The following is a 12,990-nucleotide window of genomic DNA, read 5'->3' on the forward strand; positions in this document are numbered from 1 at the left end:
CCGCCGGCAACCCGGGTCCCGAGGGTCGGCAAGCAGCCTATTCGTTCACCAAACGCAGCGCGGGCGTCCGAGCGGCACGGCGATCGACCAGCCACACCTGCACACTCTGATCGATTGCCGGGCTGAGAGTTTGGATTTCCACCTCGACCTCGCCCCGCTGCGGATGCGCGATATGCAGGGCCCCGGACCGAAATTCGGTGACCCGGTGCTCGCGCCAGCGGCAGGAGAATTCCGGAAATCGTTGCAGCCGCTCGATCAGGGCGTCCAGATCGCTGTCGTCGGGCCATTGACTACGGGCGGCACGCAAGGCCGACACCGTCATCTCGGCCGCCACCGGCCAGTCCTGCCACAGCTCGGCCGCCCGGGGATGGCCAAAGAAGTAGGTGGCCAGGTTGTGTTCGGCGGCCTCGTCGAACAGGCCCAGCGGCTCGGCGAAATCCCGCCACGCGGGGTTCCAGGCCAGCAGGTCGAGCCAGCGGCCGACCACGAACGCGGGTGTCGGATGCATGGCGTCGAGCACCGCCTGCACCGTTTCGGTCACCTGCTCCCGCGCTTGGCCCGAGGACGGGCATTCGCGCGCATGTTCCATTCCTATGGCGAGATTGCCGAAGTGGTGCCGCTCGACCTCGTTGAGTCGCAGGGCGTCCGACAGCGCGGCCAGGACCGCCATCGACGGGTTGGTGTCGCGCCCTTGTTCCAGGCGCGCGAGATAGTCGACGCTGACCCCGGCCAGGGCCGCGACCTCTTCCCGGCGCAGACCCGGGGTACGGCGACGCCGGCCGGCCGGCAGCCCGACATCCTCGGGTTGCAGCTGAGCTCGCCGAGCGATGAGAAATTCGCCGAATTCGGAACGTGCCACGTCTCCATCCTGTCCCTGTCCTGGGCCTGTCAGCCACGCCCTGCCAGTCCCAGGATAACCACGGTGTGGCTAACCGGACCATGGTCCGCAAAGCTCGAAGCCATGACGACTTCCGAGCAGAGCACCCTCGCCACCGGCGCCTGGGACCTGGACACCGCCCACTCCTCGGTGAACTTCACCGTCCGCCACCTCGGCATCTCCAAGGTCCGCGGCCGCTTCAACAACTTCGAGACCAGCTTCGTGGTCGACGCGTCCGGCGCCGCGACCATCGAGGCCACCATCTACCTGGACTCGTTCGACACCGGTAACGCCCAGCGTGACGAGCACGTCCGCAGCGCCGAACTGCTGAACGTCGAGGCCCGTCCCACCCTGCACTTCAAGGCGGTGGAGCCGGTACGCATCGCCGAGGACTTCGAGGTCACCGGTGACGTGACCCTGGGCGGTGTGACCAAGCCGGTCACGCTCGAGGTCGAGTGGGGTGGCGTCCAGGAGTTCCAGGACGGCCGGCGGCACGCCGGTTTCAGCGCGACCGGCAGCATCAAGCGCAGCGAATTCGACGTCGCGCCGGGGCTGCCCACCGCCATGCTGAGCGACAAGGTCGCCATCGAGCTGGACATCCAGCTCATCGAACCGCAGAACTAGTCGACGAATATCACCGCGGAACTGCCGGCCCGGTCGTTGTGGGCCGGCAGTTCGTCGTCTGCGGGCTCCTGCGGCGGCAGGCCTTCGCTCTTCTGCGGTAGGCCTCAGCGCTTCCGCGGCCGCCTCAGTGCTTCTGCGGCAGGCCTGCTACGGCAGCAGACCCCAGCGCCGCGCGCGAACCACCGCCTCGTGCCGGGTATGCGCCTCGAGTTTGGTCATCGCGCTGCGCAGATAGCTCTTGACGGTCTCGGGTCGCAGCGAGAGCCGTTGCGCCACTTCGCTGTTCGTACATCCGAGCGCCACGTAGGACAGCACGTCCACCTCACGCGGTGACAGCGTGGGCGCCGGGCCGGTGTCGTCGGCGCCACCCATCAGGCGCACCAGGGTGTCGGAAACCGCTCGCAGGCGTTGCCGTGCCTGCGCGTCGGTGAGGGTCTGCGCGATACCGCGCACTTCCGCGTGCAGGTCCCGAAGCTGTTCGGCGACAACCGCATCCGGGGTGGCGGCAGCTGCCGACGGTGACGCCGCCGACCGCAACCGCAACCGCCGATCCACCTCGTCCCGGATCGCCAATTCGACGGCGAGCCGCCGGCTCGAGCGCAACACCAGCTCCGCGACCCGGTCACCGATCGGCCCCGGCTCACGGCTGGCGACGTACAGCACCGCGCGGGAATCGCCGCCGACCACCACCGGCACGCCGACCACCGCACGCAGGCCCTCCATCGAGACCGGCGCGTCGTAGTGATGGGTGATGGTCGCCGCCGCGCGGTAATCGGCCACCGAGGTCGGCCGCCGGCTCGCGACGGCGGCGCCGCCCACCCCGGATGTGGGCGAGACCACCAGACCGCGCATCGCCGCGGTCCGGGTCCCGAAGAACTCGCTGAGGATCAACGCGCCGTCGCATACCTCGCCGCCGAAGACCACCGGCATTCCCGAGACCGCCGCGACCTGCCGCAACTCGGCCCGCAACGCATCGGCGTCGCGCGGGCGGAGCAGATCGGCGCTCATCGGCAGTACCCCTTTCCGGGGGTGGTGTGGGCAGAAGTGTGACGTGAATCCTATATCCGTGAGCGCGAGTATGGGCCGGGTCCGGCCGGCCAGTTATACACATGGGGTATGGGACGTACCGCTGCTGGGCGAAACGATCGGGGCCAATCTCGATCGCACGGCGGACGTCCACGGAGACCGAGACGCACTCGTCGACCGGGTCACCGGAGTGCGCTGGAACTACCGTGAGCTCGTCCGGGAAGTGGACGCCGTGGCGCTGGGGCTGCTCGACGCCGGGATCGCCAAGGGCGATCGCGTCGGCATCTGGTCGCCGAACCGGGCCGAGTGGACGCTGGTGCAGTTCGCCACCGCGAAGATCGGCGCCATCCTGGTCAACATCAACCCGGCCTATCGCAGCGAGGAGCTGCGCTACGTCCTCACCCAGGCCGGGATCCGCGTGCTGATCTCGGCCCGCCGGTTCAAGACGTCCGACTACGCCGACCTCATCGAACAGGTCCGGCCTCAATGCCCGGAGCTGGACCGGGTGATCCTGTTCGACACCGCGGACTGGGAGGAGCTGGTCGCGACCGGACGCGCCGGCGATCCGGAACGATTGGCCGCGGCGGGAGCGCAGTTGTCGGCCGACGATCCGATCAATATCCAATACACCTCGGGCACAACGGGTTTCCCCAAGGGCGCGACGCTGTCGCATCACAACATCCTCAACAACGGCTACTTCGTGGGCGAGTTGTGCGGTTACACGGAGGCCGACCGGATCTGCATCCCGGTGCCCTTCTATCACTGCTTCGGCATGGTGATGGGCAATCTCGCCGCCACCAGTCACGGTGCGGCGATGGTGATTCCGGCCGCGTCGTTCGAACCGAAGGCGACCCTGGCCGCGGTCGCCGAGGAACGGTGCACCTCGTTGTACGGGGTGCCGACGATGTTCATCGCCGAACTGGCCGAACCGGATTTCGAGTCCTACGACCTGTCTTCGCTGCGCACCGGCATCATGGCCGGCTCGCCGTGCCCGGTGGAGGTGATGAAGCAGGTGATCGAGCGGATGGGCATGGCGGAGGTGTCGATCTGCTACGGCATGACCGAGACCTCGCCGGTGTCCACGCAGACTCGCCGCGACGACACGATCACTCAGCGCACCGCGACCGTCGGCCGGGTGGGACCGCATCTCGAGGTCAAGATCGTCGACCCGGACACCGGGCGCACCGTGCCCCGAGGCGAACCGGGTGAGCTGTGCACCCGCGGGTATTCGGTGATGCTCGGCTATTGGAACGATCCGGAGAAGACCGCCGAGGCGATCGACGCCGGGCGCTGGATCCACACCGGCGATCTGGCGACCATGGACGACGAGGGTTATGTCGCCATCACCGGCCGGATCAAGGATATGGTCATCCGCGGCGGGGAGAACATCTATCCGCGCGAGATCGAGGAATTCCTCTACACCCATCCCGATATTCTGGATGCCCAGGTCGTCGGCATTCCCGATCCGAAATACGGCGAGGAATTGGTGGCCTGGATCCGGATGCGCGAGGGCGCACCGGCATTGGACGCCGCAGCGCTGGCGCAGTTCTGCACCGGCCGGCTCGCGCATTTCAAGATTCCGCGCTACGTGCACATCGTCGACGAGTTTCCGATGACGGTCACCGGAAAGGTACGCAAGGTCGATATTCGTTCGGCCTCGGTGCGGCTGTTCGGTGTGCCCGAACGCGATCAGCAACAGACAGGAGTTCAGTCGTGACGTCCAACACCGAGTTGTATCGCGAAGCCCGCGACCGGCTGGTCGAGCTGGCGACCGACTACGACACCGCGGTGCGGACCTTCCGGTGGCCGCGGCTGACCGGCCGATTCAATTGGGCCATCGACTGGTTCGACGTCATCGCCCGGGGCAACGACCGCACCGCGCTGTGGATCGTCGAGGAGGACGGCAGCGAGCTGCGGGTGAGTTTCGACGAGATGGCCCGGCGTTCGGATCAGGTCGCGACGTGGCTGGCCGGGCTCGGTGTGCGCCACGGCGATCGGGTCGTGCTCATGCTGGGCAACCAGGTCGAGCTGTGGGAGTCGATGCTCGCCGTCGCCAAACTGGGCGCGGTGGTCATGCCCACCACCGGTGCGCTCGGCCCGGAGGACCTGACCGACCGGATCACCCGTGGCGCAGTGCGTTTCGTCATCACCAACACCCGCGACACCGGGAAGTTCGACGAGGTCCCCGGTGACTACCAGCGGATCGTGGTCGGGGACCCGGTGGCGGGCTGGCACAGCTATGCCGATGCCGCGACGGTGGATTCGGCGGGCCCGTTCTCCACCGTGACCGAGGTCGGCGACGAGCTGCTGGTGTACTTCACCTCCGGCACCACGAGCAAGCCGAAGATGGTGCAGCACAACCAGATCAGCTATCCGGTCGGCCATCTCAGCACCATGTACTGGATCGGGGTGCGGCCCGGCGACATCCATCTCGCGATCAGCGCACCGGGCTGGGCCAAGCACGCCTGGAGCTGCTTCTTCGCGCCGTGGATCGCGGAGGCGACGATTTTCGTCTACAACTACGGCCGCTTCGATGCCGAGGCGCTGCTCACCCAGCTGCGCCGGGCCGAGGTCAACACCTTTTGCGCGCCACCCACGGTGTGGCGCATGCTGATTCAGGCCGAGCTCGGTGAGCGGCCCGCCGGTCTGCGCGAAATCCTCGGCGCCGGAGAACCGCTCAACCCGGATGTGATCGCGCAGGTGGAAAACGCCTGGGGCCTGACCATTCGGGACGGTTTCGGCCAGACCGAGACCACGCTGCAGATCGCCAACACCCCCGGCCAACCCGTCAAAGCCGGCTCGATGGGCCGGCCCATGCCGGGCGTGCCGGTGGTCCTGGTGGATCCGGTGACCGGCACACCCGCCGAGGAGGGCGAGATCTGCCTGGACCTGAGCCGGCACCCGGTGAACCTTATGAACGGCTATCTGCAAGACCCGGAACGCAATGCGCAGGTGATGGCCGGCGGTTACTACCACACCGGCGATGTGGCCACCCGGGACGCGGACGGCTACATCACCTACATCGGCCGCACCGACGACGTGTTCAAATCCTCCGACTACAAGGTCTCGCCCTTCGAGCTCGAGAGCGTGCTCATCGAGCATCCGGCAGTGGTGGAGGCCGCGGTGGTCCCGCAGCCCGACGACACCCGCCTGGCCGTGCCGAAGGCGTATGTCGCGCTGGCCGCGGGCTGGCAGCCGGATCGCGAAACCGCCAGAGCCATTCTGGAATACGCCCGCGATCATCTGGCGCCGTATCTGCGGGTGCGCCGAATCGAATTCCTCGATCTGCCCAAGACGATCTCGGGCAAGATCCGCCGCGTGGAACTGCGGCGGCGAGAGGAGGCAGCCCATGCCGAAGGCACCGTGCTCCCCGGCGAATATCGATATGAGGATCTGATCGCCCAGCCGACCGCCTAACCGATCGCTGCGGCATTGCCGAAAAGTTGCTCGCCGGCCTCGGCGAGACCGATCGCAGTGGCCGATATGAGACACCGGTGTGGCGGTCTCGTATCGGCCCCTCGGCATTCCCGCACGCCCCGTTGAAAAGTTTGGTCCGACCAGGTCGTGGGTACAGACTTGTTGCCGAGAATCGTTCGCGCCGCAAGATTTTGAAAATGGCGCATTTGCCCGGACGTGGCGCGTTCGGTGCTGGCCCAATGGTGACAGCCTGACAAGACTGACAAAGTACGCGCAGCGCGGACCGGCACCCCGGAAACCGCCCACGGCGTACTCGCCGGAGACCCCGGCAGCCCGTCGAGGGCCTGGACGTCGCGCATCGCGCGCGGTGTCGGTTCGGAGCACACGCCGCGAAGACCAGCGGCCACACGACCCGAGATCGACCGTATGAGTACCTACGACCGATGGGAGAGCACCGTGTTGTACACCTTCGAAACCGCCACCCAGTACGTCATCGCCGAACTGGAGGCCAAGGGCACGGCGAGCCGAGAGGACTTCGATGTGCCGGCCATCGTCGCCACCTCCCACGCGATCGCCGAGAGCTGGGATTTCCAGGCGCTGGATCGGCACACGTTCTGGAGCATCGCGGCCAGCAATCTGCGGGCCTAGGCCCGCGTGCCGCGCGATCACCAACTCCGGCGTCGGCCACGTGCCGACGCCGAGGTCGGTGATCGAGCGAAATCAGGCCTGGCAGTCGAAGGAACCCGCGGTGCGGGTGTGCGCCACCATCGACCAGCGGCGAGCCGCGCGGCGCATGGAGCCGGCATCGGCATAACCGAGCAGCGCGGCCTGCCGTTCGCGGCTCAGCGGACCGGCCGCCGCCGCGCGTGCCTGTCGGGCCCGATCCAATTCCCGCCGCCATGTGGTTCCGGCCTCGGCCAGACGCCGTTGCAGCGTGCGTGGACTGATGGCGAGCCGGCGGGCGACGTGGTCGAGCGACACCTCGCCGTCGGCGAAGGCGTCCGCCAGCGCCCGGGCCACCCGTTCCGGCCAGGCCGAGGCCAACGGGGGTGGCGGCGGCAGGGCCGCCGCCAGTGGTTGCAGCACCTCGGCCAGCACCGGATCGGCAGTGGTCAGCGGCAGGTCCATATCGGACGACCGAAAAGTCAAGGCGTCCACGGCCGCACCGAATTCCACGGTGGCCGAACCGAATACCTCGGTGTAGGTATCGAGACGCCGGGGCGCGGATTGCCGCAACGAGACCCGGATCGGATCGAGTGGCCCGGCGACCACCCGGCGGGCGCGCGTGAGCACCGCGACCAGACCCCAGAGTTGCACCAGCTCACGCCCCCGGCCCTCGCCCTCGATCATGTCCAGATACAGGGTGGTCTCGGCGTCGTTCTCCGCGACCAGGTCGAACCGGTGGTTGGTGGTCACCGCCGTGACGTACGGCCCGCAGGTCGCCAGGCCCGCCCCCACCGTGGGCGCACTGGCGAACAGATAGTCGTAGAGCCGGGTGGCGGCCAGCTGATATCTACTGGCGACGTGCAGTGCCACGTCCGGGTCGTCGAGCCATTTCTCACCGATCTCCCATAACCGCGAAAAGACCCGGGCGGGCACATGAACGCCTTCGCCGGCCAGAGTCCATTCCGGAAGTTCGCATTCGCGTAGCAGTCGGTCACGATCGATCCCGGCGTCGGTCATCTGCGAGATCACGAAACGATGCAGCAATGTCTGGTCGGTACCCATATCCCTCCTGCCCTCATTCGCGTCCCCGAACACGTTGTGGGAAACGCTAATCATTACGGGCAGCGTTTCGACCGAAATTCACGCCGATTGTGGTGGTCGGCACGTCCCCGGAATAGATTGGTCCTGGTCACAAGTCCTTCGATCCCGAATTGTGACAATGCCGCGCGCCGTGTCCGATTCGTTCAAGACCACGGTCTCGCCGCGCACCTACGGTGACCGCATGGCACCTCAACTCAACGCGATCGGCGTGGTCGTCTCGGATCTGACGGCCGCGCTCGGCTTCTATCGACGGCTCGGACTCGAATTCGGCGAGATCGTCGGCGGCGGACATGTGGAAGCGGCACTGCCGGGCGGCTTCCGGCTCCTGCTCGACTCCGAGGACAACATCGCCCAGGACGTGGGTGGCGACCGGCGATGGGACGCCACCGCGGGCCGGATCGGCCTGGCCGTAGAATGCGCGTCACCCGCCGAGGTGGACGCGGTGTTCGACGATCTGGTCGCGGCCGGATATCACGGCGAGACGAAGCCCTTCGACGCGGTCTGGGGGCAGCGTTACGCGACCGTGCACGATCCGGACGGCAACGCGGTCGACCTCTACGCCTCGCTGGGCTGACCCGGATCCGGACGCCCGGAGCGGGCCCCGAGCAGTACGCCGGGTGCCCGGCCGGTGAGGGCGCGGATATCGCGGGTCATGTGGGCCTGATCGGCGTAGCCGGCGCGGACGGCGATCTCGGCCAGCCCGCGGCCGCCGCCGGCCAGGTCCAATGCCCGGCGCATACGCAATACCCGGGCGAGGGTCTTCGGCCCGTACCCGAAGGCCGCGACCGACAAGCGATGCAGCCGCCGCGCCCCCAACCCGAGCGCGTCGGCGGTGGCCGCGACCGACTCGCCCGCCGCGAGCCGGTGCACGATCCGGTGCACCAGCGGGTCCGGCGGGGCGGCGGCGGCCGCGCACCGGCGAGCGATCTCCTCCAGGCCGAGCACCGGGTCGGGGGCAGCGGCAACGAGATCGGCCGTGATCCGCGCCCGTGCCGCCGACCAGAGGTCGGCCAGTTCGGCGCGTCGGTCGAGCAATTCCTGCGGTCGCACACCGAGCAGCGCCGGTGCGGTGCCCGGCGCGAACCGGATGCCGTACACGGTCGTCCCGGCGGGGGTGCTCTCATAAGCGCGGGTATCGGGTCCCGCGACGAGCATGCGGCCGTCCAGCCAGAGCAGATCCATACATCCGTCCGGCAGCACCGCAGCGGAGTCCGGCGTCACCCGGCGCCGCCACACGACCGCACCCGCCACCGCTTCGGAAGCCCGTTCCCGGTAGGCCGGCGGGCGGACGTCGCTCATATGTCCGAGGCTATCGCCGCGGGGTGACATCCGGCCGGCTACCGGGTGATCGCGGGCACAACGAGTTGCTGCCGGTTCGCTGCTCGCCGTTAGACTCCAGGGCCGAGACAGCGAAGATGTGTTCGGATCGATCGTGAGGCTGACATGCTCAAAGGGTTCAAAGACTTCCTGATGCGCGGCAACGTCATCGAACTGGCGACCGCGGTGGTGATGGGCACGGCCTTCACCGCGATCGTCACCTCGGTGACGAAGGGCATCGTGGAACCGCTGCTGGCGGTCGTGGGAACCAACGGTCAGCTCGGATTGGGTATTCAGCTGGTGGCCGGGAAACCGGCGACATTCATCGCGATCGGACCGATCATCAGCGCCGGCATCAATTTCCTCATGGTCGCGACCGTGTTGTATTTCGTGCTCATTCTTCCGATGAACACCCTGCAGAAACGCTTCAGCCGCAAGAAGAAGGCGGTTCCCACCCAGACCGAATTGCTGATCGAAATCCGCGACCTGCTCGCCGGGCGGAGCGAAAACGCCACCACCGCCACCGCCGTGGACACCGACGCCACCGAGGCGCAGCGCCGCGTCGCGGAGATGGTGCACGAGCGCTGAGGTATCGCCTGCGGCTATTGCCGTTTCGCGTCGAGGAAGTCGACGGTGCCGACCATCTGCCGGGCGAGCTGTTCGGGATCGGCGCCGCCGAGATCCGAATCGGTCAGTGCGCCTTCGCGCCACAGCGAGGCGAACCCGTGAACCAGCGACCAGGCTGCCAGTTCGGTGGCCTGGCGAGCCTCCTCCGGCACGCCCAATTCGGCTACCCCGGAACGCAATTCCTCGCCCGACGCGGTGCGGGCCGCGCGCAGCTCCGGATCGTCGGAACGCAGCAGATCGTGCCGGAACATGACGTCGAAATGACCGGGGTGGCGCCGCGCGAAGCGGATGTAGGCCACCGCCATCTCCCGGAAATCCGCACGGGCGCCGCGCAATTCCTCCGCGAGCAGTTCGAAGCCGCGGATCGCGAGCGCGGTGAGCAGACCCTGCCGGTTGCCGAAATGATGTGCCGGCGCGGCATGGGAGACGCCCGCACGCTGAGCCAGGGCGCGCAGCGAAATCGCGTCCACCCCCTCGGCGGCGATCTGCTCGGCCGCCGAGGCCAGCAGGGTCGCGCGGAGGTCTCCGTGGTGATAGCCGCTCTTGCTCACCTCTCGATCGTGGCGCAGTGACCGCGTCCGCGTCCACCAACACGCCCGCAACCGCCGAACTGGTTCCGAGCTCGGCAGTTGGTGTCCCACGGCGCGAAACTGTAACATGTTCTAATCTGCACAGAGCGGGTGGATTCAGCGAACTCAGCCGAACATCGAGGATGGACCAGCGGCCGAGGATCGCCGAATGTACCGACTCGACCTGGGTTGATGCTGAGATAACTGGTACGTATGCGCACGCCCAATCAGGCACGCTGCCAGCGAATTGGTATTTACTTGTTGCCGGTGCGGCGATTAGTCTTGCGCCGAGACCGATCAGAAAGGACCTCGTATGAAGCTCGAGAATGCGGTCGCCGTGGTCACCGGCGGCGCGTCGGGTCTGGGCCTGGCCACCGTGAAGGAGCTGCACGGTCAGGGCGCGAAGGTGGTGATCGTCGACCTGCCGTCGTCCAACGGTGAGGCGATCGCCAAGGAACTCGGCGACGGCGTGGTCTTCGCCGCAACCGACGTCACCAGCGAGGAACAGGTGAGCGCAGCGCTCGACGCCGCCGCCCAGCTGGGCACCCTGCGGATCGCAGTGAACTGCGCGGGGATCGGCAATGCGATCAAGACGGTGAGCAAGAAGGGCGCGTTCCCGCTCGCCGACTTCACCAAGATCATCAATGTCAACCTGATCGGCACGTTCAACGTGATCCGGCTCGCCGCCGAGCGTATCGCCGCGGCCGAACTCGAGGGCGAGGAGCGCGGTGTCATCATCAACACCGCCTCGGTCGCGGCCTTCGACGGCCAGATCGGCCAGGCCGCCTACTCCGCCTCCAAGGGTGGCATCGTCGGTATGACCCTGCCGATCGCCCGCGACCTGGCGAGCGTGAACATCCGCGTGGTCACCATCGCGCCGGGTCTGTTCCACACCCCGCTGTTCGCCACCCTGCCCGAGGAGGCCATCAAGGCCCTCGGCGCGCAGGTCCCCCACCCCGCCCGGCTGGGCGACCCCACCGAATACGCGGCGCTCGCCCGCCACATCGTGGAGAACCCGATGCTCAACGGTGAGACCATTCGCCTCGACGGCGCAATCCGCATGGCGCCCCGCTGATTTCGCGCCTGCGCGAAAGGGCCCGGCCGCGAAGCCGGGCCCTTTCGCTCTTCGGTCCGAGCGGTGACGTGCGGGTGCGCGTCACGGCGCGGCGTCCGGCCGGCAGACGACATCGGTGGCCGGCAGCCGGCCGTCGATGAAATATCCGTTGATCGCCTCGCCGACGCAGCGGCTCAGGCCCGGCCGGAACGTCATGTGGATGCGAACCCCGGCAAGCGTCACCAACCGCGAACCCGCCATATCGTGATGTAAGGCCAGCGCGTGCGGATAGGGCGTGCGTGGGTCGCCGGTGGCCTGCACGATCAACGCCGGCACCGAATTCCGCACCGTCGTCGGGCTTTCCACCGGGCGCGGCCAGAACGCGCAGGGCTGAATATTGGCCGCCAGCGCACCGAACACCGGCTGCGCCGGGCGCCGTTCCTCGATCTCGGACCAGTAACGCGCGGGCTCCTCCGGCGCCGCATCGTCACCGCAGGCGATGAAGGCGAGAGCCGAATCCTCGTAATTCCGAAGCGAATCCAGCGTATCGGCCAGCCACGGGGAGTGCTCGGAAACCGGTGTCCCGTTCGCCGCGGCCAGCAATTCGGCGACGGTAGCGGCCGTCTTCTCGTCGGATCGGAAGTTGGCGAGCAGGTTGTGCAGCAGGAACGGCAACCAATGGTCGTCGACCACGAAATCGTTCACCGTCACCGGCTGCCGGGCAAGCGAATTCATCAGTTCTTCGACGGTCTCGCGCACCTGCGGCGCGCTGGTTCCGAAGTGATAGTCCGGATCCCGTCGAGCGGCCCACACTGCCCAGTCGTCCAGGGCCGCTTCGTCCGCGGCGCCCCAGTCGCGGACCATGCCGGTCCAATACCGATCCGGATCGATCGCGCTGTCGAGCACCATCCGATCGACCGACTGCGGGAACATCTGCGCGAATACGGCTCCCAGGTAGGTGCCGTAGGAGACGCCGAAGAAGCTGAGCGTCGGCGCACCGAGAACTCGGCGGATCACGTCCATGTCGCGCGCGGTGTTACGGGTCGTCAACTGCCGCAATGCGGTGGAATCGCCTGCCAGGCAATCCATTGCCAGGCGCGCGGCCCGGCCGGTGTCGGCGAGGAAACCGTCGAGCCCCACCCCCGCGGACCGGATCATCTCACCGGGCCGCCAGCCGCAGGCCCGACCGCCGGCCGACCGCCCGACGCCGCGCGGATCCATGCCGATCAGGTCGTACTGCGCCCGGACATCCGGTGCGAGCACGTCACCCAGCAGATCGACCGTGTCCAGACCGGAGGCTCCGGGGCCGCCCGGATTGGCCAGTAGGACTCCGCGCCGACGATCCGGATCCGCGGCCGCGATCCGGGATATCGCAACCGTCAGGGTTCGCCCGTCGGGATCGGCGTAGTCCAGCGGAACCCGGACATCGGCGCACGCACCGCCCGCGGTGTCCAGATTGTCGAGTCCGCACGGCTTCCACGTCACCCGCTGGAGATAGAACCGGTCCATACCGGTTACCGGCGATCGGACCGCCGCACCGGCGGTGGTGAGCAACGCGGCAACCGCCACCACGACCGCACCGATCCGGAAAGTGCTCGTCACCAACGGTTTTCAGCCCCGCACGCAGCCAGCTCGTCCACAGCGCCACGGTAGCCGACGGATGCACCGCTCACCCGTCCGGGGAACACCGGGCGAGCGGTGTCGATCACGCC

13 protein-coding genes are annotated in these 12,990 nt (G+C 67.8%); 7 read left to right on the plus strand and 6 right to left on the minus strand.

Translation table 11 applies throughout. The features are described 5' to 3' along the window. Nucleotides 1–37 precede the first annotated feature (37 nt). Nucleotides 38–859 carry a helix-turn-helix domain-containing protein gene (locus ON37_RS18475; protein ID WP_040720861.1) on the minus strand — a complete coding sequence of 274 codons (822 nt, stop codon included), beginning with the start codon at nucleotides 857–859 and terminating at the stop codon, nucleotides 38–40. Between the two features lie 102 nt (nucleotides 860–961). Between ON37_RS18475 and ON37_RS18480 the strand changes: the two genes are divergently transcribed. Continuing rightward, nucleotides 962–1,501, plus strand: coding sequence for a YceI family protein (locus ON37_RS18480; RefSeq protein ID WP_040720862.1), 540 nt, complete (start codon nucleotides 962–964; stop codon nucleotides 1,499–1,501). A 147-nt stretch (nucleotides 1,502–1,648) separates the two neighbouring features. Here ON37_RS18480 and ON37_RS18485 read toward each other — a convergent pair whose 3' ends face one another. Then, on the minus strand, nucleotides 1,649–2,509 hold the full coding sequence (locus ON37_RS18485) for a helix-turn-helix transcriptional regulator (RefSeq protein WP_040720863.1): 861 nt from the start codon (nucleotides 2,507–2,509) through the stop codon (nucleotides 1,649–1,651). A 70-nt stretch (nucleotides 2,510–2,579) separates the two neighbouring features. Between ON37_RS18485 and ON37_RS18490 the strand changes: the two genes are divergently transcribed. The 3 genes from ON37_RS18490 (at nucleotide 2,580) to ON37_RS18500 (ending at nucleotide 6,592) form a co-directional block, all read left to right on the plus strand. Next, the gene (locus ON37_RS18490) at nucleotides 2,580–4,244 is read left to right on the plus strand and encodes an AMP-binding protein (protein ID WP_040720865.1); all 1,665 of its coding nucleotides are present in this window, start codon (nucleotides 2,580–2,582) and stop codon (nucleotides 4,242–4,244) included. Continuing rightward, entirely contained in the window at nucleotides 4,241–5,944 is a 1,704-nt protein-coding gene (locus ON37_RS18495) for an AMP-binding protein (protein WP_040720866.1), read from the plus strand. The genes ON37_RS18490 and ON37_RS18495 overlap by 4 nt, the downstream gene beginning before the upstream one ends. Nucleotides 5,945–6,370: 426 nt before the next feature. Beyond that, nucleotides 6,371–6,592 (plus strand): hypothetical protein, encoded by a 222-nt coding sequence (locus ON37_RS18500; RefSeq protein WP_051031748.1) that lies wholly within the window; start codon nucleotides 6,371–6,373, stop codon nucleotides 6,590–6,592. A 72-nt stretch (nucleotides 6,593–6,664) separates the two neighbouring features. On the opposite strand, the gene ON37_RS18505 is transcribed toward ON37_RS18500, so the two are convergent. After that, complete coding sequence (locus tag ON37_RS18505; protein ID WP_040720868.1) at nucleotides 6,665–7,672, minus strand: AraC family transcriptional regulator ligand-binding domain-containing protein; 1,008 nt, start codon at nucleotides 7,670–7,672, stop codon at nucleotides 6,665–6,667. 169 nt (nucleotides 7,673–7,841) lie between these two features. On the opposite strand from ON37_RS18505, the gene ON37_RS18510 reads away from it, so the two are divergent. Next, nucleotides 7,842–8,285 (plus strand): VOC family protein, encoded by a 444-nt coding sequence (locus ON37_RS18510; RefSeq protein WP_306306492.1) that lies wholly within the window; start codon nucleotides 7,842–7,844, stop codon nucleotides 8,283–8,285. Here ON37_RS18510 and ON37_RS18515 read toward each other — a convergent pair. Further along, nucleotides 8,267–9,010 carry a helix-turn-helix domain-containing protein gene (locus tag ON37_RS18515; RefSeq protein ID WP_040720870.1) on the minus strand — a complete coding sequence of 248 codons (744 nt, stop codon included), beginning with the start codon at nucleotides 9,008–9,010 and terminating at the stop codon, nucleotides 8,267–8,269. The two genes, ON37_RS18510 and ON37_RS18515, sit on opposite strands and share 19 nt — an antisense overlap. Nucleotides 9,011–9,154: 144 nt before the next feature. Here ON37_RS18515 and mscL point away from each other — a divergent pair, with 144 nt between their 5' ends. After that, entirely contained in the window at nucleotides 9,155–9,616 is a 462-nt protein-coding gene (gene mscL / locus ON37_RS18520) for a large conductance mechanosensitive channel protein MscL (protein ID WP_051031749.1), read from the plus strand. A 14-nt stretch (nucleotides 9,617–9,630) separates the two neighbouring features. Here mscL and ON37_RS18525 read toward each other — a convergent pair whose 3' ends face one another. After that, a complete protein-coding gene (locus tag ON37_RS18525) occupies nucleotides 9,631–10,206 on the minus strand; it encodes a TetR/AcrR family transcriptional regulator (RefSeq protein ID WP_040720871.1) in 576 nt (191 codons plus the stop codon). A gap of 331 nt (nucleotides 10,207–10,537) precedes the next feature. On the opposite strand from ON37_RS18525, the gene ON37_RS18530 reads away from it, so the two are divergent. Then, nucleotides 10,538–11,299: a 3-hydroxyacyl-CoA dehydrogenase gene (locus ON37_RS18530; RefSeq protein WP_040720872.1), complete on the plus strand. Its 762-nt coding sequence runs from the start codon at nucleotides 10,538–10,540 to the stop codon at nucleotides 11,297–11,299. Between the two features lie 81 nt (nucleotides 11,300–11,380). Here ON37_RS18530 and ON37_RS18535 read toward each other — a convergent pair whose 3' ends face one another. Then, nucleotides 11,381–12,880, minus strand: coding sequence for an alpha/beta hydrolase (locus ON37_RS18535; RefSeq protein WP_040720873.1), 1,500 nt, complete (start codon nucleotides 12,878–12,880; stop codon nucleotides 11,381–11,383). Nucleotides 12,881–12,990: the final 110 nt, after the last annotated feature.

The sequence above is a fragment of the Nocardia veterana NBRC 100344 genome (assembly GCF_000308855.1).
Lineage (GTDB): Bacteria > Actinomycetota > Actinomycetes > Mycobacteriales > Mycobacteriaceae > Nocardia > Nocardia veterana.